Origin of the sequence: Undibacterium sp. TC9W (genome assembly GCF_049339865.1) — a bacterium.
In the GTDB taxonomy this organism is placed as follows: Bacteria; Pseudomonadota; Gammaproteobacteria; order Burkholderiales; family Burkholderiaceae_D; genus Undibacterium.
The window spans coordinates 19,256-43,442 of the sequence record NZ_JBMPPJ010000009.1 but is presented as its reverse complement, the minus strand read 5'-3'; the positions used below and the strand labels follow the sequence as shown (position 1 = coordinate 43,442).

The 24,187-nt window shown below is 51.1% G+C and carries 20 protein-coding genes; 2 read left to right on the top strand and 18 right to left on the bottom strand.

What is annotated here, in order from left to right; genetic code table 11:
• Nucleotides 1-66: 66 nt before the first annotated feature.
• From ACO0LN_RS14660 to ACO0LN_RS14650, 3 genes are all read right to left on the bottom strand, one after another.
• Nucleotides 67-543, bottom strand: coding sequence for a hypothetical protein (locus ACO0LN_RS14660; RefSeq protein ID WP_422974972.1), 477 nt, complete (start codon nt 541-543; stop codon nt 67-69).
• Nucleotides 544-602: 59 nt separating this feature from the next.
• Nucleotides 603-1,796 (bottom strand): aromatic amino acid transaminase, encoded by a 1,194-nt coding sequence (locus tag ACO0LN_RS14655; RefSeq protein WP_422974970.1) that lies wholly within the window; start codon nt 1,794-1,796, stop codon nt 603-605.
• 256 nt (nt 1,797-2,052) lie between these two features.
• Nucleotides 2,053-5,325 (bottom strand): amidohydrolase family protein, encoded by a 3,273-nt coding sequence (locus ACO0LN_RS14650; protein ID WP_422974968.1) that lies wholly within the window; start codon nt 5,323-5,325, stop codon nt 2,053-2,055.
• Nucleotides 5,326-5,610: 285 nt separating this feature from the next.
• On the opposite strand from ACO0LN_RS14650, the gene ACO0LN_RS14645 reads away from it, so the two are divergent.
• Nucleotides 5,611-9,507 carry an ATP-binding protein gene (locus tag ACO0LN_RS14645; protein ID WP_422974966.1) on the top strand — a complete coding sequence of 1,299 codons (3,897 nt, stop codon included), beginning with the start codon at nt 5,611-5,613 and terminating at the stop codon, nt 9,505-9,507.
• Between the two features lie 5 nt (nt 9,508-9,512).
• Here the strand turns inward: ACO0LN_RS14645 and ACO0LN_RS14640 are convergent, their stop codons facing one another.
• Entirely contained in the window at nt 9,513-10,664 is a 1,152-nt protein-coding gene (locus tag ACO0LN_RS14640; protein WP_422974964.1) for a CaiB/BaiF CoA transferase family protein, read from the bottom strand.
• A gap of 25 nt (nt 10,665-10,689) precedes the next feature.
• On the bottom strand, nt 10,690-11,832 hold the full coding sequence (locus ACO0LN_RS14635) for an acyl-CoA dehydrogenase family protein (RefSeq protein ID WP_422974962.1): 1,143 nt from the start codon (nt 11,830-11,832) through the stop codon (nt 10,690-10,692).
• A 142-nt stretch (nt 11,833-11,974) separates the two neighbouring features.
• On the opposite strand from ACO0LN_RS14635, the gene ACO0LN_RS14630 reads away from it, so the two are divergent.
• Nucleotides 11,975-12,637 (top strand): TetR/AcrR family transcriptional regulator, encoded by a 663-nt coding sequence (locus tag ACO0LN_RS14630; protein WP_422974960.1) that lies wholly within the window; start codon nt 11,975-11,977, stop codon nt 12,635-12,637.
• Nucleotides 12,638-12,644: 7 nt separating this feature from the next.
• Here the strand turns inward: ACO0LN_RS14630 and ACO0LN_RS14625 are convergent, their stop codons facing one another.
• The 13 genes from ACO0LN_RS14625 to ACO0LN_RS14565 all read right to left on the bottom strand — a co-directional run bounded on the left by ACO0LN_RS14625 (nt 12,645) and on the right by ACO0LN_RS14565 (nt 24,184).
• Nucleotides 12,645-13,631, bottom strand: a complete 987-nt coding sequence (locus ACO0LN_RS14625) for a hypothetical protein (RefSeq protein WP_422974958.1) — start codon at nt 13,629-13,631, stop codon at nt 12,645-12,647.
• A gap of 5 nt (nt 13,632-13,636) precedes the next feature.
• The gene (locus ACO0LN_RS14620; protein WP_422974956.1) at nt 13,637-14,023 is read right to left on the bottom strand and encodes a hypothetical protein; all 387 of its coding nucleotides are present in this window, start codon (nt 14,021-14,023) and stop codon (nt 13,637-13,639) included.
• Between the two features lie 234 nt (nt 14,024-14,257).
• On the bottom strand, nt 14,258-15,688 hold the full coding sequence (locus ACO0LN_RS14615) for an aldehyde dehydrogenase family protein (protein WP_422974954.1): 1,431 nt from the start codon (nt 15,686-15,688) through the stop codon (nt 14,258-14,260).
• A 25-nt stretch (nt 15,689-15,713) separates the two neighbouring features.
• Complete coding sequence (locus tag ACO0LN_RS14610) at nt 15,714-17,012, bottom strand: FAD-dependent oxidoreductase (RefSeq protein WP_422974952.1); 1,299 nt, start codon at nt 17,010-17,012, stop codon at nt 15,714-15,716.
• A 2-nt stretch (nt 17,013-17,014) separates the two neighbouring features.
• Nucleotides 17,015-17,299, bottom strand: a complete 285-nt coding sequence (locus ACO0LN_RS14605; protein WP_186951245.1) for a 2Fe-2S iron-sulfur cluster-binding protein — start codon at nt 17,297-17,299, stop codon at nt 17,015-17,017.
• Nucleotides 17,292-18,419: an NAD(P)/FAD-dependent oxidoreductase gene (locus ACO0LN_RS14600; protein ID WP_422974949.1), complete on the bottom strand. Its 1,128-nt coding sequence runs from the start codon at nt 18,417-18,419 to the stop codon at nt 17,292-17,294. The genes ACO0LN_RS14605 and ACO0LN_RS14600 overlap by 8 nt, the downstream gene beginning before the upstream one ends.
• Before the next feature lie 41 nt (nt 18,420-18,460).
• Nucleotides 18,461-19,357, bottom strand: coding sequence for a dihydrodipicolinate synthase family protein (locus ACO0LN_RS14595; RefSeq protein WP_422974947.1), 897 nt, complete (start codon nt 19,355-19,357; stop codon nt 18,461-18,463).
• A gap of 311 nt (nt 19,358-19,668) precedes the next feature.
• Nucleotides 19,669-20,271: a HupE/UreJ family protein gene (locus ACO0LN_RS14590; protein WP_422974945.1), complete on the bottom strand. Its 603-nt coding sequence runs from the start codon at nt 20,269-20,271 to the stop codon at nt 19,669-19,671.
• Between the two features lie 43 nt (nt 20,272-20,314).
• Nucleotides 20,315-20,956 carry an urease accessory protein UreG gene (ureG, locus tag ACO0LN_RS14585; RefSeq protein WP_422974943.1) on the bottom strand — a complete coding sequence of 214 codons (642 nt, stop codon included), beginning with the start codon at nt 20,954-20,956 and terminating at the stop codon, nt 20,315-20,317.
• A gap of 23 nt (nt 20,957-20,979) precedes the next feature.
• Nucleotides 20,980-21,660, bottom strand: a complete 681-nt coding sequence (locus tag ACO0LN_RS14580; RefSeq protein WP_422974941.1) for an urease accessory protein UreF — start codon at nt 21,658-21,660, stop codon at nt 20,980-20,982.
• A gap of 2 nt (nt 21,661-21,662) precedes the next feature.
• On the bottom strand, nt 21,663-22,181 hold the full coding sequence (gene ureE / locus ACO0LN_RS14575; protein ID WP_422974939.1) for an urease accessory protein UreE: 519 nt from the start codon (nt 22,179-22,181) through the stop codon (nt 21,663-21,665).
• A gap of 3 nt (nt 22,182-22,184) precedes the next feature.
• Nucleotides 22,185-23,882 carry an urease subunit alpha gene (ureC, locus tag ACO0LN_RS14570; protein WP_422974937.1) on the bottom strand — a complete coding sequence of 566 codons (1,698 nt, stop codon included), beginning with the start codon at nt 23,880-23,882 and terminating at the stop codon, nt 22,185-22,187.
• Nucleotides 23,879-24,184, bottom strand: a complete 306-nt coding sequence (locus tag ACO0LN_RS14565; RefSeq protein ID WP_422974935.1) for an urease subunit beta — start codon at nt 24,182-24,184, stop codon at nt 23,879-23,881. The genes ureC and ACO0LN_RS14565 overlap by 4 nt, the downstream gene beginning before the upstream one ends.
• Nucleotides 24,185-24,187: the final 3 nt, after the last annotated feature.

Sequence of the window (24,187 nt, the reverse complement as noted above, 5' to 3'; positions counted from 1 at the left end):
TATCATCGCAAGAATTATCTTTTTTGATAATTTTTTTGATGATCTTTCTATTTCAAGATAGAAAGATCAGGACTTGAAAGAGTTGGCGATGAGCCTGGTTGCCTCATCATATTTCTCTTTGTTACTGACAGCGTAATTCCATTGGAAGAAAGTGCACCAGTTACCGGTCGTCAGCAATTTATCGTAATAAATCTGCTTGCCCTTGGTGCCAGAGACAACGGCAAAACCTTTTCCTTTGGCGCGATAAGAAATGACCCTGCCTTCTTTTACTTTTTCTGTTTCTGCTTTCTTAAGGAATTCTGCCGGAGTCGTATCCCATTCTTCTATGCAGGCTCTGGCATAAACGCGCAGCTCAGCTTCTCCATCTTTTGATAAAAACAACTGACCATCGCCATTGGCAGCTTCTCCTTGAGGAATAAGGTAATCTGGATAATCTATCGAAAAACCATATCGACCATTCACATAGGTTTTATAAACCAGTTCAGCAGAAGAAGCATTTGCGGTCAAAAACACCAGCAAAGATAACAGGTAACTATTTTTCATATAAAGCCACAACGATGAAAGTCCCTGCCCGCAAGATGTGCGGACAGGGACAATGACAATCAGCCTAAAACAGCCGCGATTGCATTCGCAGTCGCTTCAACATTACCAGTATTCAAACCGGCAATACACATACGGCCAGAACGGACCAGATAAACGCCGAACTCTTCTTTCAGGCGATCACACTGCTCAGCCGTCAAACCTGTGTAGCTGAACATGCCGCGCTGGGTCAGGAAATAACTAAAATCACGGCCTGGCAATTTTGCACTCAGTACATCATGCAATTTACGGCGCATGAGCTGGATACGATCGCGCATGGCGACGACTTCTGCTTCCCACATAGGGCGCAATTCAGGATCGCTCAGTACGCGGGCTACCAGTTGACCACCATGCAGAGGTGGATTGGAGTAATTGCGGCGTATCGTTGCCTTCATCTGGCCCAGTACATTCACTGCCTGTGCCGCATCCGGGCAAACTACACTCAGGGCACCGCAACGCTCGCCATACAGGCTCATGCTCTTGGAGAAGGAATTCGCAACGAAGAAGCTCAAGCCCTGGTCAGCCAGCAAGCGCACGGCATAGGCATCTTCGACGATACCGTCGCCATAACCCTGGTAAGCCAGGTCAAGGAAAGCGATCAGTTCACGCTCTTTCAATACCGGCACCAGTTGTTGCCACTGCTCTTGCGTCAGATCTACACCTGTAGGGTTGTGGCAGCAGGCATGCAGTAGGACGATGCTTTTCTTTTCTGCGGCTTTCAAGGCTTCTATCATGGCATCAAAACGCAAGCCACCAGTTGCAGCATCATAATAAGGATAGGTTTTGACAGTCAAACCACAACCTTCGAATACGGCCTTGTGATTATCCCAGGTAGGATCGCTGACCAGCATGGTCGATGTTGGGAAATAACGTTTGATGAAATCACCGCCCACCTTCAGACCACCGCTGGAACCCACCGCCTGGATAGTTACAACACGGCCAGCTTTGACTGCAGCACTATCTGCGCCAAACAAAAGTTCCTGCACAGCCGTGCGGAAATTTGCTGCGCCTTCCATCGGCAGATAAGGACGGGCACCAGCATCTGCCACGACCTTGTGTTCTGCTGCACGTACGGATGGCAGCATGGGAATCTTGCCAGCATCGTCAAAATAAATACCGATAGACAAATTGATCTTGTTGGTGCGAGGGTCTTTACCAAAGGCCTCGTTCAAAGACAAGATAGGATCGCCAGGATAGGCTTCGACGTGCTGAAACATGATAGAACTCCAGATGGTTGGACATAGAATCAAAGCTGCAAAGCCGGCAACTTAATATCATTAAAGCAATATAAAATGCACCAGACTAATGCGTCAAGCCGCTATTGTGACACATGCCACCAGCAACTTAGGATACAGGCCGCTTTAATCGTTATAAGAAACTGTATATCTTGACTGTGAGAAGATGTAAAAAATGCAGCTATTTTTCAATAGCTGCATTTTTCATTCCTGATGCAGTTAGTGGTTTTTATCAATATCAGTGGCCGTGCGCATGCTCATCGGCCTCTATTGGCATTTCACCGCCGCTCTTGCCTTCAAAAAAGAAAGGCTTACGCACTTTTTTGGTCTTACCCACTTCATTCAAGGTAGCAGATTCATACAAACGTCCATTCAGCATGACATGACTGAGTTTGTCTGATTGCTGTATGTCTTTGAGGACATCACCATCAATAATCATCAGGTCAGCCAGTTTGCCGACTTCCAGAGAGCCTATGTCCTTATCCATGCCCAGATAACGTGCGCCATTGATGGTACCACTGCGTATCGCTTCCATCGGGGTCATGCCACCTTTGACCAGAGTCCATAATTCCCAATGTGCGGCCAGGCCTTCACGCTGACCATGTGCACCCAGATTGACTGGGACGCCAGCGCGTTGCAAGGCGGTTGCAGTCTGGGCCACCTTGATGACATTGAAGTCTTCTTCCGGCGCAGTTTCGCGTCTGACGCTACGTGGTTCCAGCACTGAACGCGGTACATATTTACTCAGCAGAGGATGTTTCCAGACATCGGTGTGGGCATACCAGTAGTGCTCGCCATCGAGGCCACCGTAGGCGACTCCCAGCGTTGGGGTATAGCCTACCTGTGTCTGCGACCACAGTTGCTTGACATCGTCATACACTTTTTCAACTGGCAAGGCATGTTCAACACCAGTGTGGCCATCGACTACCATGCTAATATTGGTCTGGAACAACGAACCACCTTCCGGCACGACCATCATTTGCGTCTGGCGTGCAGCTTCCAGAACTTGCTGGCGTTGCTCACGTCTTGGCTGGTTGTAGCTCTTGACTGAAATCGCGCCTGCTGCCTTGAGGCGTTTCAAATGCGTCAAAGCATCATCAAGATTATTGACGATGGCGGCAAAATTACCCTTGGCACCGTAGAGGATAGTGCCAGTAGAGTAAATACGTGGCCCCAGTACTTGTCCGGCTCTTTGCAATTCACTTTGCGTGAAGATTTCTCCAGTATCGTTCGATGGATCATGGATGGTCGTTACACCAAAAGCCAGCGAAGCATAATTCACCCAGCTTTGCTGCGGGATAATGCCACTCTCACCCATGCTGCCATGCCAATGCACATCGACCAGGCCCGGCAAAATGGTTTTGCCCTTGGCATCGATCTGAGTTGCACCAGCAGGTATGGTCACATCAGCAGATTTACCGACACTGACGATGCGGTTATCCTTGACGACAATACGGCCATTTTCGATGACCTCCTCGCCTTTCATGGTGACGATTCTGGCGCCGGATATGACTGTGTAACCACTCGGTTTGTCAGCAGCCTGGCGGAAGCCTATTTTTTGCCCCTGTTCTAACGGTTTAGGCAATTCAGCAGGTGCGCCTGGCACGAAAGCAAAAGCATCTTTCAATTCACGGCTGAATAATTCATCGCCGAGTGAGAAATTGATACGCTTGCTGTCGCCAGACCAGTGCAGGTATTGACCGGCATTCACATCTAGTTGTTTGACTGGCAGCGCATCCATTTTCTGTCCTATGGTGACTGCCTTGCCAGCCAGCGGCAACGGCGTTACATAAGCATGGTAACGCTCACCAAAAGCCAGCCATTCACCATCTGGCGAAATCGCAAATTCACCGGCAAATTCACTTTTTGCGACTGGCTGTTCAGGTTTGCCATCCAGAGGTACGCGTACCAGTGAAGTAGTCCAATCGACTTCACCAGTATATTGTGTACGGGTGACATACACTGCCTGCCCATCTTTACCAAATTGCGGTGAACCACCCTCCTCCGTCAACAGGCGAGGTTCGGATTTACCGTCTGTATTCGCCAGGAACACGCCAGTTTCCATGCCATGCCAGGGCGTAGTCAGGTAGCCACCCTTGGCTTTGACGTAGGCGACTTGCTTGCCATCAGGTGAAAAACGCGCCTGCAGATATTTACCCGGGGCCTTGGTCACTATGGTTTCCTTGCCGCTGGCAAGCTCCACCGTTCTGACTGCACCGAGCTTTTCATCATTCCAGCTACTAAATACGACCGACTTTCCATCGCGTGAAAAGCTGGGGAAGAATTCAAAATGTGTACTTTGCGTAGTCAAACGACGCGGCGTGCCATTTGGCAAGTCTTTGACATAGATATGCCCCAGCGCCGAGTAAACAACTTTATCCCCCTGCGGCGCGACATTCACCCAACGCAATTGATGCACATCGAACTGATCAGGCGCAACTTCTTGTGGGAAGCGCAAGGCACTGCGCACTTCCCGGGTATCTTTCACATGAAAAGGAATTTCGACTGCCTTGTGGCTGAATGGGTCTAGACGCCAGAGTTTGCCCTTGGCCCAGACCACAATCTCCTTGCTGCCAGGCATCCAGGCAAAGGCTGGATATACGCCTTGTATAGCCCAGGCTTCTTGCATATCACGTTCCAGCTCTGGCCAGGCTGCTGTTTCTTCGCCTGTCTGCAAATTTTTCAGGAACAAGGCAGACTGGTTACGGATGCGACGCACAAAGGCCAGGTATTTGCCGTCTGGAGAAGGTACGGGGCGCACTGCTCCGCCAGGGCCACTGACGAGCGCTTTGACCTTGCCATCTTGCAGGTCACGACGGAAAATTTGATAAATCTGGCCGTTGGAATTTTTATTGTATTCAAAGGACGTGCCTGGTGTTGTGTCTTGCGAATAGTAGACGTAGCGGCCATCAGGTGAGAATGCCGGTTCACCCAGGTCTTTTTGCCAGTTGGGCTTTTCATTCAATTGCACGCCCGTGCCACCACTTTGATGATACAGCCAGATTTCACCAGAACCCAGTGAACGGGTACCGGTATAGTGCTTGCGTGCGGCGATATACTGACCATTCGGATGCCAGACTGGATTATTCAAGAGGCGGAAGTCTTCCTTGCTGACTGCATGCGCATTGCTGCCATCGACATTCATGACCCAGACATTGTCGCCACCACCCGCATCAGACATATAGGCGATCTGTTTGCCATCTGGTGAAAAGCGCGCCTGCATTTCCCAGGCGATAGAGTGTGTCAGAGCCTTGGCTTCACCACCGGCAATGGGTAGCGTATATAAGTCGCCGAGCAAATCAAACACCAGTTGTTTGCCGTCAGGGCTGACATCCACGCTCATCCAGGTGCCGGTGCGCGTATCAATATTGACTGTCTTGCTTTCGCCGGGAGGATGATTGACGTCCCATTTCTTTTTTTCTGCATCTGGCTTGGTGGCCGGCTCAGCGGCCAGCGAAGGCAAGCACAGCATGACAGCCCAGGCCAGCGGCAGCAGTTTTGACACACTCATAAATTTTCCCTTTGGTTTATTATTTAATTTGCCAGATTTCAGACTTAGCTTGGATTTCTCTGCATCTTTCGCATTCATCAATATCAATGTGACTGCGATAATATATCAATAGAATATCAAGCTAGTGGAATCAGATACATAGACTGCTGAAAAGTTCCTGTTTTGTAGCTGACTAAACAGCGTCTCTGTTTAGTCCCTGTCGAGTTTGCAACAAAGAGCGCTTCTTAATCCGTCAAGCAGCTTGTCATAAGGTATTATTTGATCAATTCTATATCGCCTGCGACCATGAATCTATTTGCCACTGAAGAGGAAGTGACCCAGCTTGCCAACGGGCTGGCTTCAGCGCAAGGTTTGGAAAAATTGATCAGTCAACTGACCTTAGCCTGGTATCTGCGGCAAAGGGATAGTCAAAGCGCCAGCGAGTTGGTGATCGCAGTCAAAGCCGACCTTGCAGATGCAAATATCCCCGAAAAACTCAAAAATCAATTTCATGCACGGCTTTGCCTGATTGAAGCTGAAATCGCAGCATTATTTTGTGACCTGACCGTTGCCGAGCAATTGCTGGCACAAGCCATCACCATATTCAATGAACTCGGCGATACCGTCGGGCTGGGTGATGCCAGCCTCACCAGCGCGAGCCTCGCGTTGGAACAAGGTGACGCAGGCAGAGAGGCCCGTTCATGCGCGGCAGCAAAGACCTGGTATCTCAAGGCAAATGACACGCTCAGGGTAGCAATTGCTGAATCCTGGGCAATCTATGAACTGGCATTTTATGATCCGTTGGCAGCCTCGCGCCGCTATGCCGATTTTGACGAACAATACCTGCACCGCGATCATCCTGCAGTTGCAGCCCATATGGCAGCAGCCTATGGAGTGATTCATGGCCGTCGTGAACCAGCCAGGGCATCGGTTTATTATCTGCAGTCCAGCGAACTGGCCCGGCAGACTGGCATGGTCAGGTTGGCGATCGTTTCTGCCGGTAACTCTGGTGAATCCATGCAGACTGTCGGTGATCTGGAAGGCGCGGCTGGCGTCTTTGACTGGGCTGTGGAACGTGCCCGTAAAACAGAATGGCCTGCATTGATAGGCAATGCCATGGCGCATTTGGGTAGTTTGCTAAGGCAATTGGGCCAGTATGAACGTAGTCAGAAAATACTGGAAGAGGCCTTGAATAGCTTCTCAAAAACGCCCGGGGGAATTAACAAGGCCATAGCCCATGCGGAATTAGCAGAATGTCTGCTAATTCAGGGCGAAACCAATAGAGCCCTGGCCTGTTTTAACGAAGCAATCCTGCTATTCCGGGCAGCTCAATCCATGGACGATTTGCCGCAAGCCTTGATACGCTATGCCAGGGCATTGTCAGCCTCAAACCAGGCAGATGCTGCGTTAGCCACCATCGCTGAGGCAAAATCCTTCATAGTCCAGCACCAGTTCACCGCACTGGGGGTCACTCTTAATCAGACCCTCGCTGAAATACATGCCCGTCACGTTATTACTAGCCCAGAAAAAATGGATGCGCCAAATGCCATCATCCACTATCTTGAAGAATCTTTGCGAGCAGGTGAATTGACAGAGGGCTGGCATGCCAGCACAGAATTACTAATGGCCTTGAGCGATGCCTGGGCTGATGCAGGAGATAGCAACAAAGCTTTACTTTATGCAAGGTTGGCCATAGCAGCAGAGCAGCGGGAAAGCAAAAAGCAGGCAAATAACCGTACCGCCATGGCACAGGTCAGACATGAAACTGAATTGATCAGGGCAGAAGCAGAACAACAAAGATTGATTGCTGTTTCTGAAGCCCGTCGCGCTGCCACCTTGCAAGAAGCGGGAACCACGCTAGAGCGACTGGGTAGAATAGGTCAGGAAATCACATCCAACCTTGATCCGGAAGCAGTATTTGAAGCCATACATTATCATCTGAAAGATTTGCTGGACGCGACAACCTTCATCATCTACATGTTGTCAGCAGATGGGCAGACGCTGACACAGGCATTTGGCATAGAAGAAAATATGCCCCACCCTTACCATGAAGTTGCTTTGACAGATACGCGCGCGTCGAGTGCGCGCTGTGTGCGTGAAAGACGGGAAGTCAAGCTCGAACTGCTGCCAGAAAATGACTTCCCCGTTGTGCCAAATACACTGGGAACATTGAGCCTGCTATTTGCACCACTGAGCATAGGTGAACGTATACTGGGTGTGATGAGCATACAAACACCGCGTGAATATGCCTATGGTGAAAGAGAATGCCTGATCTTTCGTAGCCTTTGCTCTTACGGTGCGATTGCGCTGGATAATGCCAATGCCTATCGCGAGTTACGTCAGACTCAGCAACAACTCGAAGAGGCAAGCGTCACAGAAAGACAGGCACGCAAAAAAGCTGAAGATGCCACCAAATTGAAAAGTGAGTTCCTGGCCAATATGAGCCATGAAATCCGGACGCCGATGAATGCCGTCATAGGCCTGGCGCATCTTGCCCTGCAAACCAGGCTGACACCCAAACAATATGACTATGTCAGCAAGATCCATCATGCTGGCGAATCGCTGCTGGGCATCATCAATGACATACTGGATTTTTCCAAGATAGAAGCGGGAATGCTGGATGTGGAAAAAATTCCATTTTCCATCAAGGATGTGCTCAATAGTGTATCGACCCTGACCAGCCAGAAAGCCATAGAAAAACAGATCGCCTACATTGTGAGAATTGCTGAAGAAGTGCCTTCACGTTTGCGCGGCGACCCGCTGAGGCTGAGCCAGATACTGACCAACCTGGTCAATAATGCTGTCAAATTCACCCCCAGCGGCGGTGAAATTGAACTCAGTGTCGAAAGATCGCCCACGTCTTCTGCAACAACTGATCTGACATTTTCAGTACGAGATACCGGCATAGGTATGTCCACCGAGCAGCAACAAAATCTGTTCCAGCCGTTTACCCAGGCAGACGGCTCGACTACCCGCAAATACGGGGGAACGGGCCTGGGCTTATCCATCTCACGTCGTCTGGTGGAATTAATGGGCGGGCAGATTGCTGTTTACAGTCAGGAGAATCAGGGATCGACATTTGCCTTCACCTTGCCGCTGGAAATAGACTTCAGCCTGCATGGTGAATCAGACTCGCATGCAGAATCACGTGTGACTCATAGCGCCAATATTGCGACACAAAATCATGCGGGCCGTCGTGTCTTGCTGGCGGAAGACAATCCCGTCAATCAACAAATTGCCATCGAATTGCTGAGCATGGTAGGCATTACCGCTGATGTTGCCGACAATGGTGAAGAGGCCGTACGCCTCATCATGGCAAATGAATCTGGGTATTACGCCATGATATTCATGGATTTACAAATGCCTATCATGGATGGTCATGAAGCTGCTGCAAAAATCAGATTAGATGCCCGTCTGGATGACACGCCCATCATCGCCCTGACTGCGCATGCAGTCGGTGACATTCGCGAGCGCTGCATGCGTGAAGGCATGCAGGATTATCTGACCAAGCCTATACAACCAGATGCTTTGTTCAGCATAGTCTCGCACTGGATGGATACCGAACATGAACTACCGGTACCCGGCAGCCTCATCACCAGCACCGTGTTTGATGATGAAGATGCGGAATTCCCGCAATTCAATGAACTCGATACCAGCCTGGGCCTCCATTACATGGGCGGGCGTCACGAGTTTTACATTAATATGCTGCACAGGTTTGAGCAAAGCCAGGCTGATACTCTGCATGATTTAAACAGACTCATACAAATTGGCGAGTACGGTAATGCAGAAAGACTCAGCCATACGCTCAAAGGCCTGGCAGGCAGTATAGGTGCGACGAAACTGCAAAAAATAGCGGCAGAACTAGAATACAAACTCAGCAAGGAAGAAGACAGAGAATTTATCCTGAGTACCCTAGGGCCACTTACCCAGTCGCTCAATGCCGTGCTGGATGAATTAAAAATAGTATTACCAGGAATTTTGCCTCAGCATGAAGAAGTCATCGTCGATGAAGCCGAGGCAAAAAATATCGTATCTGATCTGCGCGTCCTGCTCGCCGCATCAGACGCTGATGCACAAAGCCTGTTTGAAGAAAATGAAACTGCCATTGCCAGCCAGTTCAATCAGGATGTCATGATACAACTCAGGCACTTCATGCATCAGTTTGAATTTGAAGCTGCAGCAAAACTCATAGAGCAACAATAGCAGTCTCAAATTACCTGGTTTTCTTTTAAAGCAGCGATACGCTCTTCACTCACCCCCCAATCATGCAAAATCTCTGCGCTATGCTGGCCCCGCGCTGCTGGCGGCCTGCTGATTTCTGGTGAGGTCCGGCTGAAACGCGGCGCAGGTGCCGGTTGCACTATGCCTTCCACATCAGTGAAATTTCCCCTGGCCTGATTGTGCGGATGTTCAGGCGCTTCTGCCATATCCAGAACAGGGGCGAAACAGATGTCAGTCCCCTCCATCAAATCACACCACTGCTGGCGAGTTTTGGTCTTGAACAGCGCTGTACATTTTTCTTTCAGCTCTGGCCATTTCTGGCTATCCATTTGCGCAGTGAATGCAGGGTCAGTGATACCTGCTCTCTCCAGCAACAAAGCATAAAACTGCTGTTCTATTGCGCCTATGGAGATGAATTTGCCGTCGGCGCAGGCATAGGTATCATAAAAATGCGCACCACCATCGAGCATATTCGCTCCACGCTGGTCTGACCATGCGCCAAAGGCACGGAAGCCATAAATCATCGCGCCCAACAAGGCTGAACCATCGACCATGGCCGCATCCACCACCTGGCCCTTGCCAGAGCTGCGTGCTTCCAGAGCCGCACAGAGCACGCCAAAAGCCAGCATCATGGCACCGCCACCAAAATCGCCAACCAGGTTCAAAGGTGGTGCTGGTGGCGTATCTGCCCGCCCCATGGCATGCAACATCCCACTGAGGGCGATGTAATTCAGGTCATGGCCCGCCGCCTGTGCCAGGGGCCCATCCTGGCCCCAGCCAGTAATACGGCCATATACGAGACTTGGGTTGCGTTGCTGGCAGACGCCGGGCCCCAAGCCCAGTCTTTCCATAACGCCAGGGCGGAAGCCCTCCAGCAGGATATCAGCACTCGCTACGAGCTCCAGCAAGACGGCTTTCGCTTCTGCCTGTTTCAAATCCAGAGCCAACGAGCGGCGCCCTCTGGCCATGACATCATATTTGGTGCCCAGCATGGGAAAAGGATTATTCGCACCCGGAGCCAGCTTGCGGTCTATGCGTATGACTTCTGCCCCCATGTCAGCCAGCATCATGGCGGCAAAAGGGCATGGGCCCAGGCCCACCATTTCTATGACACGTATCCCCTGCAAAGGTCCAGCCATGTTTCGCTCTCCGCTTTTTTCTGGTTTATAAATTACGAGAAATGATTTCTTTCATGATTTCATTGGCGCCGCCATAGATGCGCTGTACCCGTGCATCGACGTACATTTGCGCTATTGGGTATTCCAGCATATAACCATAACCGCCAAATAACTGCAGGCACTGGTCTATGACCTTGCACTGCAAATCAGATATCCAGTATTTGGCCATTGATGCGAGCTCGGTATCCATGCGCCCTTCCATCATATCGACTATACAGCGGTCGATGAAGGTACGGGCTATCGTTGCCTCGGTCTTGATCTCCGCCAGTACAAAGCGGGTATTTTGCATTTCTATCAGGGCCTGACCAAAGGCCTTGCGTTCACGAGTATGCGTGATAGTCAGATCCAGTGCGCGCTCTATCGCAGCGACGCCGGATACGCCCAGTATCGTACGCTCATAAGGCAGTTCAGTCATCAACTGGGTAAAACCCTTGCCTTCGACCCCACCGAGTACCCTGTCCAGCGGCACGCGCACATTATCAAAGAACAGCTCGCAAGTATCCTGGCCCTTTTGCCCTATCTTTTCCAGTATGCGCCCAACCCGGTAACCTGGGCAGTCTTTGGTTTCCACCATGATCAGTGACACGCCCTTGGCACCAGCTTCAGGATCGGTCTTGGTGACGACCACTACCAGGTCGGCCATATAACCATTGGAGATAAAAGTTTTGGAACCGTTGATGACATAGCTGTCACCATCGCGTCTGGCGGTGGTCCGTATGCCTTTGAGGTCAGACCCGGCACCTGGCTCAGACATGGCGATGGCAGCGATCATTTCACCTGAGGCCAGTTTGGGCAGATACTTTAGTTTCTGCTCTTCTGTCCCCTGGTTCAAGATATAGTGCGCAACGATGGCATGTACATGGATACCAAAGGCCATGTCACCCGCATAAGTCAATTCTTCAAACACAATGGACTGGTGGGCAAAACTGCCACCCGAGCCACCATATTCTTCTGGTATATCAGCCAGCAAGATGCCCATTGCACCGCCCTTGTGCCAGACATCACGATCTACATGTTGCTGTTTTTTCCAATGCTCCTGATGCGGGGTCACTTCGGCAGCGACAAAGCGCCGTACCGCATCGCGAAAAGTCTCCAGTTCAGGTGTCATCCAGCGTGGTTTGATTTGCATACTGTGTCTCCTATGTAATGAACTCAGGCTTTTGTGCCTGATTTTTATTGGCCAGATTGATGGCAGCTTTATTTAAGGTTACCATCAAGAGCTATCAGAAAAGCACGCCATCCCATTTTTTAGAAGACTATCCCCAATAGCAATGCCTAAAGAAATTACCACAGACACGACAGGGCGAGCATTGCCAGGTACACAAACTGCAAAGAAACGCGGTCGCCCGGTGCTGGATGACTCAGAAAGTATACGCCAGGATTTGATCAGGAAATCAGCACAGCTGTTCAGGAAAAAGGGTTATGACAACACTACCGTACGCGATATCGCTGCGGCGGTGGGGATACAGTCCGGCAGCTGGTTTTATCACTTCAAAACCAAGCAGGACATCCTGGTCGCCGTGATGGAACAAGGCATGCAAAAATCACTGGAAGAAATAGAAAAGCTGGCTTTGGCAGCTTTGCCGCCGCGGCTGGCGTTTCAGCATTTGGTCAAGGTCCATCTGAATACCTTACTGGCTCCGGAGCATGATTTTATTGCAGTACTGCTGTATGAATGGCGCGCACTCGACAAACCGGCACGCGTACGTATCATTGCTCTTAAGGACAGGTATGAAGCCGCGTGGGAAAACGTCATCCTGGACCTGCATGCGTCAGGGGATTGGGCCATGCCCACGCGCATAGACAAGTTGCTGATGTTTGGCACGCTGAACTGGACAGCGCAATGGTATAGACGCGGTTCTGGCATCAGCATAGATGAACTGGCAGAGCAGGCTCTGCAATTCATCTTACGTACCAAATCTGTCCAAAGCTAAATAGAATTTACTCTTCCAGCGCTATTTCCAGTTTACGGGTATCGATAATCAGCTTTTTGCCCAGAAAGAGCTTATTCCCAACCATACCAGCTGAACCCAGGCCGCTGATTGCAAGCTCTTGCAAGAAACCGACATCCTCAATGTAACTGATTTCTTTCACCGGTAACCTGATACCTCCTACCGTTACCTCGGCGCTGGTTTCCACCGTATGTGCAGTCAATATCTTGTCCCATGGACGAATAGCAAAAGCCGCTGGCCTGGCATCCTTTTTCGCCAATCGCTGGAACGTTTTTTCATTACTAATCCACGACAAAGCGCCGGAACTGCTGTCATACATCACTGTTTTCTCTTCGCCATCAAAAGTAACAGGCATGACTATCCTGCGGCCAGAGAAACTGAAGGGCTGGAATTTACTATTAGCAGAATGCAAGCCCTGACGTTCACGGGCGAATTGCACTATGTCTTTCTTGAAATCCAGCACCACCACTCTGCCATCAATCAAATCTGCGCCTATGGTGCCGATTACTTCTATGTTTCCCTTGCTCCAGTCAATGTCTGTTCCCTCATGCTGCATGATGGAAATGTTTTTTGCCAGCACCTGCATATCACCGAGTTTAAAATTAATGGCGGCAAGCTTGTCGCCAGAATTCACGAATTGATATTTTTCGGCAATCGCCTTCCATTTATTGGAATAAAAAACAGTTGAAGCATGACCAAGATCAAGCTGCATGTAAAATATTTTTTCTTCACTGCTGCCAAAATGCACGGGCAATAGCAAGGCTGCATGATCCAGTGGCGGCAACGGTGCAGTACGCGGCATCGAGTCCCACACTATGGCTACCTCACCACCATCACCTGACAACTCTACTTGCGCAGGCGTCAGCCTGTTGCCAGTTGCACACGCTGAGAGGAACAGGGCCAGGCCCAAAAGCAAAAAGGAAGTGAGACACTTCCTGTATATGCCCGGTTTGAAAGGAATAACAAAGTCTGGCATTTACTTTAAACAGTTTTACGGCGTGAAAACAGGGCAACCAGGCCGACCAAAAGCAAAACAGGGAAAAGCAAGGGCAACATTGCCAATGCCAGCGAACCCAGTACTACAGCGAAAATCACACATAACAATATTGCCACGCCTGCCAGTACCATGCCCGTCAGGCCAAGGGCAAACACCACCGCCACTACAGCAATGCCGCAACCGAACAAGACACCAAAGAAGTCAAAGAATCCACCGACGCCATCAATGCCGTCGCCATCAATCTGCACATCAACGCCATGAGAAGACGACATGATCATCATGGCAAAAACCAGGATGGACAGGAGTACGATGGCGATGCCTTTATTTGAGGTGATGCGTGAGGCGATGCGTGATGTGTTAGTAGATGTCATGATGGGCTCCCTTTAGCTCAAGTGTGAATTTGATGATTTCTTGTGTTCTGTGATTCGATGTAAGCATCTTATAAAAGAACAACTGGCGCTTCCATGGGCTTGCGACAGAATGCGCAAATCACGGTTTGAACGGTGATAGAGAGGGAGGAATGGGGTAAAAACGGACAAAATAGGCGCTAAAAGAAAAAAGCAGCCTTTAGCTGCTTTTTTTCCTGCTATAGAGCGACTACAAGATCAGCTACCGGTATAACTGGTCTTCATCGTAGTAAAGAATTCCACAGCAGCACTCCCCTGTTCACGGGCGCCATAGCTGGATGCCTTGCTGCCACCAAATGGAACATGATAATCAACCCCCGCCGTAGGCAGGTTGACCATGACCATGCCTGCGCGCGCGTGACGCTTGAAGTGAGTCGCGTATTTCAATGAGGTCGTGCAAATCCCGGCTGTCAGGCCAAATTCAGTATCATTTGCCAATTGCAGTGCGTGCTCATAATTTTTTGCGGGAATGACGGACGCTACCGGGCCAAAAATCTCTTCCCTCGCATGCTGCATGGCAGGATCGCAATCAACAAACAGGGCCGGGTTCAGGAAATAACCATCGGTATCACGAGACAGGCGCTCACCACCAAAGGCCAGTTTCGCGCCTTCATCTTTGGCTATCTGTATATAGCGTAAATCCTGGTCTAGTTGAGACTTATCGACTACCGGGCCTATATCTATTCCTGCCTGCAAGGCATGCCCTACTTTCAGGCTCTTCAATTTATCGATCATCGCGGCCACAAATGCCGGGTAGATTTTCTCTTCAACAATCAGGCGCGAAGATGCCGTGCAACGCTGACCAGTAGAAAAGTAAGAGCCCTGGATTGCTGCATTAACAGCTACATCCAGGTCAGCATCTGCCAATATCACCAGCGGGTTCTTGCCCCCCATTTCCAGTTGCACCTTGGCACGTCGCGCGGCGCAAGTCGCCAGCACCCTGCTGCCAGTACCAACGGAGCCGGTAAAGCTAATGGCATCCACCCTGCTGTCTTTGCTCAAGGCTTCACCAACAATACGACCAGGGCCGGACAAGAGATTGAATACGCCTGCTGGCAAACCAGAACGGCTGATGATTTCTGCCATGGCCCATGAGCAGCCTGGCACCAGCTCTGCCGGTTTCAGGATCACGGTGTTGCCATAAGCCAGCGCCGGTGCAACTTTCCAGGCAGGAATAGCGATGGGGAAATTCCAGGGCGCGATAATGCCGACGACACCTACCGGTTCGCGGGTGACATCGACATCTACACCCGGGCGTACTGACGCCAGTTTGTCGCCCCGTATACGTAAGGCTTCCTGGGCAAAGAATTTGAAGATGGCTGCTGCACGTCCTACTTCACCTATCGCTTCTGGCAGGGTCTTGCCTTCTTCCCGCGCCAGCAAACTGCCGAGTTCGGCTTTGCGTTCATTGATTTCTGTGCCTATCTTATCAAGCGCATCTGCCCTTTGCTGCACACCTGAGTTACGCCAGCCTTCTGCAGCATCACGCGCAGCGGCAATTGCCAGCTCTACCTGTTCATTACCTGCACTGGCGTATTCGCCAACTACCTCACTTAAATCAGAGGGACTGTGAGTTACAGTCACGTTTGCACCATCATGCCAGCTACCGTTGATATACAGTTGTTTCATTTTTATTCTTCCTTGTTTTTCAATCTTATTGTTCAACTTCAACATTACCCGCTGCACCACTCAGAGCAGCGAGAGTCGATGTTTTTGTCGGGAAAACCGGTTGTCTCAAGCCCGGTGCATCCCAGCCAAAAATGAATTGGCAGGCTGCACCGCAAATACGCCCCTGGCATGCGCCCATACCTGCTCTGGTCATCAGCTTTGCGGTGCGCCAATCATCATGTTCGCGCAATTGCCTTGCACTGACATCCTCACAGCGACACACCAGCGTATCTGACTTGCATAACTTGCGCAGGCTGTCGTCTGTTGCAAAACTCTGCTTGAGCAAATCAGCAAATTGCCTGGCATGGGCACGGCGCGCAATATCATCTTGATCAGCAGACTGTCCTATCGCAGCCAAACCGGCAATGCGCCCTTCCGCCAAAGCCTTGTCAACACCGCCTATACCACAAGCCTCACCCGCCACCCAGACATCGGCACGGGAACTGGCCTGGTTGGCATCGACAACGACGCGGCCATCTCTGATCTGGCATCCCAACAGGGTGCCGATTTCCAGATTGGGTAACAAACCAAATCCACAAGCCAACAAATCACAGCTCAAGTCAATTTTATTGTCGCCATGCTGTAGGCTGATACCGAGCAGGCGTTGTTCGCCATGTGCCTTGACCACTCTAGCGTCATGGCGGTAATGCACAAACTTAAGCTGCCAGAACAATTTCAGTGCCTGCAAGAGCTTGCCGCGGTGCGACTTCAACAAGGCCCAGAAAAATTGACGTAAATTTTTGCTCCTTTTTGTTTCTATGATACTGACGACCTGACCGCCAGCACGTATGACTGTCTCCGCTACTGCCAGCAGCAAGGGCCCGCTACCTGCAATAGCAACGCGCTTGCCTTCTACTGGCATACCGCCCTTGATCAAGGCTTGCAAACCACCAGCACCAGTGACACCTGGCAAAGTCCAGCCGGGGAAAGGCAAGAGCAACTCACGGGCACCGCTACAGATAATCAACTTATTCCAGCTTAACTTTTGTGCGCCATCTGCTGTCTCCAGCAAAAACTCCTTGTCAGAAATAGCAGCAACAATGCGTACCCCATACACCATGCGTACATTCAGGCAATTTGCCAGTGCCTGCCACAAATCATGCGCCCGCCTGTCGCGCCACGCGCCTGGCCCACCGCGCCAGATTTGCCCGCCAGGTGCGGGGTTTTCATCGATCACAGTGACGGTGAATGACAATTCAGCTGCGGCCAGTGCCGCTGCCAGGCCCGCAGGACCGGCACCTATGATAAGAATGTCAGTCGAAAACGGTGAAATCGCCGACACCATCGTCACACTCCCAGACCAGTGGTTTCGGTATTAATCACCATGCCTGAGCGACAGTATTCCTGGCAAGCCAGTTTATGCGGGTGACCATTAATGCGCACCCTACATTCCTGGCATACGCCCATGCCACAAACGGCAAAACGCGGCTGGCCAGAAACCGACTGGCGTGTCTGCATATTGTTATACCGCATCAGTGCCGCAGCCACACTCATCTCTGTTGTTGCCTCAAACGGAGAGCCGTTAATCCAGATTTTTGCGATTATTTCTTTGCCCGGGTAGTGTTCACGCATATTTCAACTCCTGCACAGGAAAAAAACGTTCAGGTGAATAATGCTGATAATCTATTTCTCCTGCCCGCCCGGCAATCTGGTCAGCCAGCATTTTTGCTGTCGCCATGGCTGTCGTCACACCCAGCCCTTCATGCCCCGCTGCCAGCCACACACCAACCAACCCCGGATGAGGCCCAATAATAGGATGACCGTCGGGCGATGCCGGACGCATGCCCGCCCAGGCGCGTATGATTTGCATATCGGCCAGGCAAGGTAATAGCGTCATGGCTGACTGCAAGACTGCTCCCAGCGCCTTGGGGTCAAGACTGTTATCTGTCTGTCCATCCTGCCTGCAAGAACCGATCAGCCATTGTCCGTTACTACGTGGCTGCACATTGGCAGCCACGGCCAGTGCATCGGCAGAAACTGCGACCTGTCCATAATTCATGCTAACAATCTGATGTGAAAGACGACCGGGATAGCGATCAGTAATCGCCAGATGGCCTTTGCGGCCAAAGACCGCAATTTCAGGCAAGAGCTTGGCTACTTCGAGGCCAGCAGCAACGATGATGATATCTGCAGTCAGCTTGCTGCCATCAGCAAAAATCAGCTGGTTTGCTGCTAGCTGTGCAACACGTTTACCCAAAGTCAGATTACCACCACGCTTGACCAAAAGCTGAGCCATGAAATGCGCCAGTTTGGGCGGATATACCACACTGTCGCCAAACACCCTGACACCGCCAGCAAGGCCGGGGCGCAAAGCAGGCTCCAGTTTTTGCACCTGTTCACCAGTCAGCGCTTCAGCGCGCCATAGCCTTGCATTCAAGCCTAGTGCCCTGTGATGCGCTTCCACCAGTTGATCTTCGTTCTCTGCCACCCACAAGGTGCCGCACTGGCTGACTTCTCCTATACCAGGAAATTCAGTAAAGAAGTCTTTCCACATGCGTAAAGACAGCAGACACAAGTCCAGCTCCTGCTCACTTTCATCCAGAGCAACCAGATGTCCCATACCCACTGCCGTCACGCCGCAGCCGGGAGAAGCCGCATCAATCAAACTGACCTGATAGCCCTCTTCCTGCATTTTCAAGGCGCAGGTGGTGCCGACTATGCCGGCACCAATGACACACACTGTTGTCTTCATAGGCATGATTCCTGCGCCATCACATTCACTAAAACAAACGATCAGTTAAACGTTGGCAAAACCGGACGATTGGCGAGGGAAGCACTGACCACTTGCTCTACACGGGTACGTAAAGCACCTTCCAGCGGCAGACGCGGCGCGCGCACGCGATCATTGGAATCGATCGCCAATGCTTCTACCAGTTTGATGTTCTGCACCAGATAAGTTGAGACATCCAGGTCCAACAAAGGACGGAACCAGCGGTAGATATCCAGGGCTTCGTTATAACGGCCAGCCTTGATGAGGCGGTAAATAGCCACAGTCTCATGCGGGAAAGCCACCACCAGACCAGCTACCCAGCCTGTTGCACCTGCAGTCAAGGCTTCAAAAGCCAGGTTATCTACGCCAGTGAACAAGTCATAACGGCTACCCAGGCGATTAATGATTTCTGTAGTGCGACGAATATCATCAGAAGATTCTTTTACTGCGACAAAACGTGCATCGTCAGCCAATTCTTCCAGCATGTCTGTCGTCACATCAACACGATAAGCCAGACGGTTGGAATAAATCATGACAGGCAAATCACCGGCAGCGGCGATGCTGCGCAGGGTTGCTACAGTCTCACGATGATTGGTGTGATAGATGGTGCTGGGCACAACCATCAAGCCATCAGCGCCAGCTTTGGCGGCTTTTTCAGCCAAAGCACAGGCGTCCCGTGTTGCTGCCTCGGCGACGGTCAGGATGGCTGGCTTGTTGCCTGTCACTTCTTTCGTCAATTTCAGCACATCGATACGTTCGGCATGGGATAACAAAGGGCCTTCACCCAGAGAACCGCAAGCGATCAGGCCATCGCAACCGGCATCCATCAAATAACGGAAGCAACGCTCCATTTCCTTGAAGTCCAGCGTATCGTCCTGGTTGAATTTTGTCGTAACTGCGGGAATGACGCCTTGCCACATGATATTTGCCTTGTCTCCGGATAAAACCGGTCAATTTTTGAAAATCAATCAAAGAACCTGATGCTGACAAATCGCGAAGAAATCGATCACAGTAAATATAAGCCTTTTGCAAACTTATTTCACGCGCTGTCAGATTGAACATGACAAAGTGTAAGCCTGCAAAGAGGCCCAGTCTTGATGTTTGTATGCATTTTGAAAGACGAAATCGGCACAGTCGATTATTACTATGCGACAAGGGTAAGCAAGGAGAAATAGACTCCCCTTGCCTGGCAGATGAAAATTAATTAACTAATAATGCGTATCGACGCGAATCAAGCAAGGGAAGAAAGGAAAAAAGCACCTGCCAAAGTGATCATCACTCCTGCGTAGCGTGTCAATGCGCTGGCCAGCAATTTTTGAGCAGCATTGCTGGCAAACCAGCCAGCAGCATGAATCAGTGCTGTCGCCAGCACGAAACCGGCACCATACAATACTGCGGATTCATTTAATGGTATTTCCTGCCCATGTGCATAGCCATGCGCCATGGCAAAAATGGACACCAGTGCCACTCCTGAACTAACTGGCAATTTGACCGCAAAACTGATCAACAAACCAAGGATAAGCACTGAGGCGGCGATACCATGCTCCACGCCTGGCAAGCCTATTCCGGGAACGGCCAGTGTCCCGCCAACAACCATCATCAAGGGAAAAATGGCCGGTATAAGCCAGGCACGCGCATGTTTTTGTTGCGCCGCCCAGATACCTATTGCCAACATGGCCAGCAAATGGTCAAGCCCGGTGAATGGATGGAGAAAACCATCCTGTATGGCATTCATGGAATGCAGCACACTGTCATGCGCCAATGCTGGTAATGAAATCATGACACTGCCCAGTGCCGCGAGCGCGCACAGGCCGCGCGATTTATTAAGTTTCATATTGATCTCCGGATTCTAGATTGAAAATTAGTTTTTGACTTCATTATTTGACCTCATCCAGCATGCCTTGCTGGCGAATGAAACTGACTACTGCTTCCAGCCCGTCACCAGTACGCAGATTAGTAAATACAAAGGGGCGTTCGCCACGCATACGCTTGGCGTCTTGCGCCATAATGTCGAGATTGGCCCCCACATGCGGAGCCAAGTCGGTTTTATTGATGATCAGCAGATCAGAGCGTGTAATGCCAGGCCCACCTTTGCGCGGGATTTTCTCGCCACCGGCCACATCAATGACGTAGATGGTCAGGTCAGACAATTCCGGGCTAAAGGTCGCCGCCAGATTATCACCGCCAGATTCCACCAGGATCAAATCAAGATCAGGAAAGTCTGCGCTCATGCGAGCTATCGCTTCCAGGTTGATGGAGGCATCTTCGCGTATGGCTGTGTGCGGACAGCCACCGGTTTCCACTCCCATCAAGCGTTCTGCGGGCAAGGCATCGGCACGCAAAAGGATTTCCATGTCTTCCTTGGTGTAGATGTCGTTGGTGATGACGGCCATTTCATAATGATCACGCATGCTTTTGCACAGCATTTCACAGAGTGCCGTTTTACCGGAGCCGACCGGGCCGCCTATGCCTACGCGTAAGGGATTTGGTTCTGGCGAGCTTAAATTTTGGGTGTTCATCTTTTCGTTTCCTGTTTTAATTTTTATGATCTGTACAGACGGCTGTACTGCACCTCATGCTGCATGGACAGCAAAGACAAGCCTGGTGCCCAGTTCGATAACTGGTCATCTTCCAGTTCTTGCGCCAGCCTCGCTGCTTTTTCCAGTTCGGGGCGTAACGACAGCAGTAAGCGTTGTCCTGAAACCTGGCCCAAGGGGATGGACTTCACTCCCACCAGCACCTGGTTTTCTGCCCATGAAAACAACATGCCAAGCAATACCGATTCTGGCGGCACCTGCAATGCAACTGCTGCGGCTGCCATGGCCGTGGGCAAAGGTAATTCATGCTGTGCCAGCAATATCGCCAGTAGCTCAGCATCTGCAATCTTCAAGTCATTCACCAGCTTGCCCAGCGAATAACCCATCTGTATGCTCTCTGCCCGAAATTCTGCCGTGTCTCTGGCGGCAATGAACAAGCTGGTCCAGTGCGATACGGCAGCCAAGTCCCTGCTCTCGAAAGCCTGCAACAAGCGCCACAGTACTGGAGCTTCAAAACGCGCCACCACTTCGTGCAGGCAATTGATGATCCATTCCCTGGCTGTCGCTTCGTTGCGCACCAGGCCCTTTTCTATCGCCGCTTCCATCCCTTGCGAATAGCTATAGGCACCAATAGGCAAGGACGGGCTGGCAAGTTGCAGGAGATGGAGTAAAGCTGCAGACTGCATGCTCAAGCCTTGCTGTCAGAAGGACGATGTATGCGTTGCCGCAAAGGTATCGGTGCCAGCGGATTATGCGGATGGCCGTCATCGCCTGCATGATGATGTCCGCCGCCATAAGCGCCGGATTCCGGCTCAAAACTGGCCTGCTCTTCAGTGACGACTGCGCCCAGCCCTTGCAGCATTTCCTTCAGCACAGGGTCTTTGCGTATACGTAAAAAACCGTCGCCCACCTGCGCCTGGGTATGCCGGTTACCCAGATGAAAGGCGCAGCGCAATAAATTGAAGGCAGTATCACATTCCACCTTGTACGTAGGTTCAGCAGCAGCAATGACTTCAATCACGCGGCCATCATTACCCAACATCAGGTCACCATGGCGCATGACTGTACCGCGCACGGTGAACACGGCCACATCTTCACCGCTGGCAAGGGTGGCACGCAAACGGCTTTTTTCACGCAACTCATACGGCAACACCAGTTGCCCGGCGATGCTGTCGGCAGTGTCTATCTTTGTTTGTAATGTCAGCATTGTTTAAAATAAGAAATAACGTTGGGCCATGGGCAGGATTTTTGCCGGTTCACATACCAGCAGTTCACCATTGGCACGGACTTCATAGGTTTCGGAATCGACTTCCATTTTTGGCGTCAGGCTATTGTGTATCATGTCCTTTTTGCGAATCTGACGGGTGTTCTTGACAGCGATCAGGGTTTTGTTCAGCTTCAGTTGCTCTGCCAGCCCAGCATCCAGCCCCGCCTGCGAAACAAAGGTGAACGATTTTTTCAGCCCACCACCAAAAGCACCAAACATCATGCGGTAATGCACAGGCTGTGGCGTAGGTATCGATGCATTCGGATCCCCCATCTGGGCTGCGGCGATCATGCCACCCTTGATGATCATGGATGGTTTAACGCCGAAAAATGCAGGCTTCCACAAGACGATGTCAGCAATTTTGCCCACTTCCAGCGAACCAACTGCATGCGCAATGCCATGGGTTAGCGCGGGGTTGATCGTGTATTTGGCGATATAGCGTTTGATGCGGAAGTTATCATGACGCGCATTGTCTTCCGCCAGCGAGCCACGCTGTTGTTTCATTTTATCTGCCGTTTGCCAGGTACGCATGATGACTTCACCAACACGACCCATGGCCTGGGAATCGGAAGACATCATGGAGATGGCGCCGATATCATGCAGGATATCTTCCGCCGCTATGGTTTCGCGCCGTATGCGTGATTCGGCAAAGGCGATGTCTTCGGCAATAGCCGGGTCCAGGTGATGACAGACCATAAGCATGTCGAGATGCTCGTCCAGGGTATTGACGGTATAGGGCCGGGTAGGATTGGTGGATGATGGCAGTACATTCGCCTCGCCAACTGCCGCAATAATATCCGGCGCATGGCCACCGCCCGCACCTTCGGTATGGAAGGTATGGATAGTCCTGTCCTTGAATGCTGCCAGGGTGTGCTCCAGGAAGCCACCTTCATTCAGCGTATCGCTATGAATAGCCACCTGCACATCCATAGCATCTGCCACGGTCAGGCAATTATCAATGGCTTGCGGTGTTGTACCCCAATCTTCATGCAGTTTCAGGCCTATGGCACCGGCCCTTACCTGCTCTTCCAGCGGTAAAGGCAAGCTGACATTGCCCTTGCCCATAAAACCCAGGTTCATGGGAAACGCATCTGCCGCCATCAGCATGGAATGCAAATGCCACGGTCCAGGCGTACAGGTGGTTGCTGCCGTGCCAGTGGCAGGGCCAGTACCGCCACCCAGCATGGTGGTGACGCCACTCATCAATGCTTCTTCAATCTGCTGCGGGCAAATGAAGTGGATATGCGAATCGATGCCACCAGCGGTTACGATCTTGCCTTCACCGGCAATGATCTCGGTCGCGCCACCAATGGCCATGTCCACGCCAGACTGTATATCGGGATTGCCCGCTTTGCCTATGCAGGCAATCAAGCCATTTTTTATGCCTATGTCTGCCTTGACGATACCCCAGTGATCAATAATGACTGCATTGGTGATGACGGTATCCATGACTTCAGCATGAGGTCTTTGCGACTGGCCCATGCCATCACGTATCACCTTGCCACCACCAAATTTCACTTCTTCACCATAAATGGCAAAGTCTTTCTCGATTTCTATGAATAGATTGGTATCTGCCAGTCGGATGCGGTCACCCGTAGTTGGCCCAAACATTTCAGCATAGGCATGACGTGAAATTTTCATAGCGCCCCCATGACTTTACCGCTAAAGCCATAGACTTTCCGGTCACCCGCCAGGGCCACCAGTTCTATGCTGCGTTGCTGCCCCGGCTCAAAACGGATAGCGGTGCCAGCAGCAATGTTGAGCCGCATACCATACGCCTGTTGGCGGTCAAATTGCAAGGACGGATTAGTTTCATAAAAATGAAAATGTGAGCCCACCTGTATCGGCCTGTCACCGCTATTGGCTACAGTAATGCTTACCACTGCACGACCGACGTTCAGTTCTATGTCCCCATCCTCTATCAGGGTTTCGCCTGGTATCATTAT

Excerpts from the sequence above, each read along its gene's own strand:
- ACO0LN_RS14660 (WP_422974972.1), bottom strand. The coding sequence starts at position 543 with ATGAAAAATAGTTACCTGTTATCTTTGCTGGTGTTTTTGACCGCAAAT.
- ACO0LN_RS14655 (WP_422974970.1), bottom strand. The coding sequence starts at position 1,796 with ATGTTTCAGCACGTCGAAGCCTATCCTGGCGATCCTATCTTGTCTTTG.
- ACO0LN_RS14650 (WP_422974968.1), bottom strand. The coding sequence starts at position 5,325 with ATGAGTGTGTCAAAACTGCTGCCGCTGGCCTGGGCTGTCATGCTGTGC.
- ACO0LN_RS14645 (WP_422974966.1), top strand. The coding sequence starts at position 5,611 with ATGAATCTATTTGCCACTGAAGAGGAAGTGACCCAGCTTGCCAACGGG.
- ACO0LN_RS14640 (WP_422974964.1), bottom strand. The coding sequence starts at position 10,664 with ATGGCTGGACCTTTGCAGGGGATACGTGTCATAGAAATGGTGGGCCTG.
- ACO0LN_RS14635 (WP_422974962.1), bottom strand. The coding sequence starts at position 11,832 with ATGCAAATCAAACCACGCTGGATGACACCTGAACTGGAGACTTTTCGC.
- ACO0LN_RS14630 (WP_422974960.1), top strand. The coding sequence starts at position 11,975 with ATGCCTAAAGAAATTACCACAGACACGACAGGGCGAGCATTGCCAGGT.
- ACO0LN_RS14625 (WP_422974958.1), bottom strand. The coding sequence starts at position 13,631 with ATGCCAGACTTTGTTATTCCTTTCAAACCGGGCATATACAGGAAGTGT.
- ACO0LN_RS14620 (WP_422974956.1), bottom strand. The coding sequence starts at position 14,023 with ATGACATCTACTAACACATCACGCATCGCCTCACGCATCACCTCAAAT.
- ACO0LN_RS14615 (WP_422974954.1), bottom strand. The coding sequence starts at position 15,688 with ATGAAACAACTGTATATCAACGGTAGCTGGCATGATGGTGCAAACGTG.
- ACO0LN_RS14610 (WP_422974952.1), bottom strand. The coding sequence starts at position 17,012 with ATGGTGTCGGCGATTTCACCGTTTTCGACTGACATTCTTATCATAGGT.
- ACO0LN_RS14605 (WP_186951245.1), bottom strand. The coding sequence starts at position 17,299 with ATGCGTGAACACTACCCGGGCAAAGAAATAATCGCAAAAATCTGGATT.
- ACO0LN_RS14600 (WP_422974949.1), bottom strand. The coding sequence starts at position 18,419 with ATGAAGACAACAGTGTGTGTCATTGGTGCCGGCATAGTCGGCACCACC.
- ACO0LN_RS14595 (WP_422974947.1), bottom strand. The coding sequence starts at position 19,357 with ATGTGGCAAGGCGTCATTCCCGCAGTTACGACAAAATTCAACCAGGAC.
- ACO0LN_RS14590 (WP_422974945.1), bottom strand. The coding sequence starts at position 20,271 with ATGAAACTTAATAAATCGCGCGGCCTGTGCGCGCTCGCGGCACTGGGC.
- ureG (WP_422974943.1), bottom strand. The coding sequence starts at position 20,956 with ATGAACACCCAAAATTTAAGCTCGCCAGAACCAAATCCCTTACGCGTA.
- ACO0LN_RS14580 (WP_422974941.1), bottom strand. The coding sequence starts at position 21,660 with ATGCAGTCTGCAGCTTTACTCCATCTCCTGCAACTTGCCAGCCCGTCC.
- ureE (WP_422974939.1), bottom strand. The coding sequence starts at position 22,181 with ATGCTGACATTACAAACAAAGATAGACACTGCCGACAGCATCGCCGGG.
- ureC (WP_422974937.1), bottom strand. The coding sequence starts at position 23,882 with ATGAAAATTTCACGTCATGCCTATGCTGAAATGTTTGGGCCAACTACG.
- ACO0LN_RS14565 (WP_422974935.1), bottom strand. The coding sequence starts at position 24,184 with ATGATACCAGGCGAAACCCTGATAGAGGATGGGGACATAGAACTGAAC.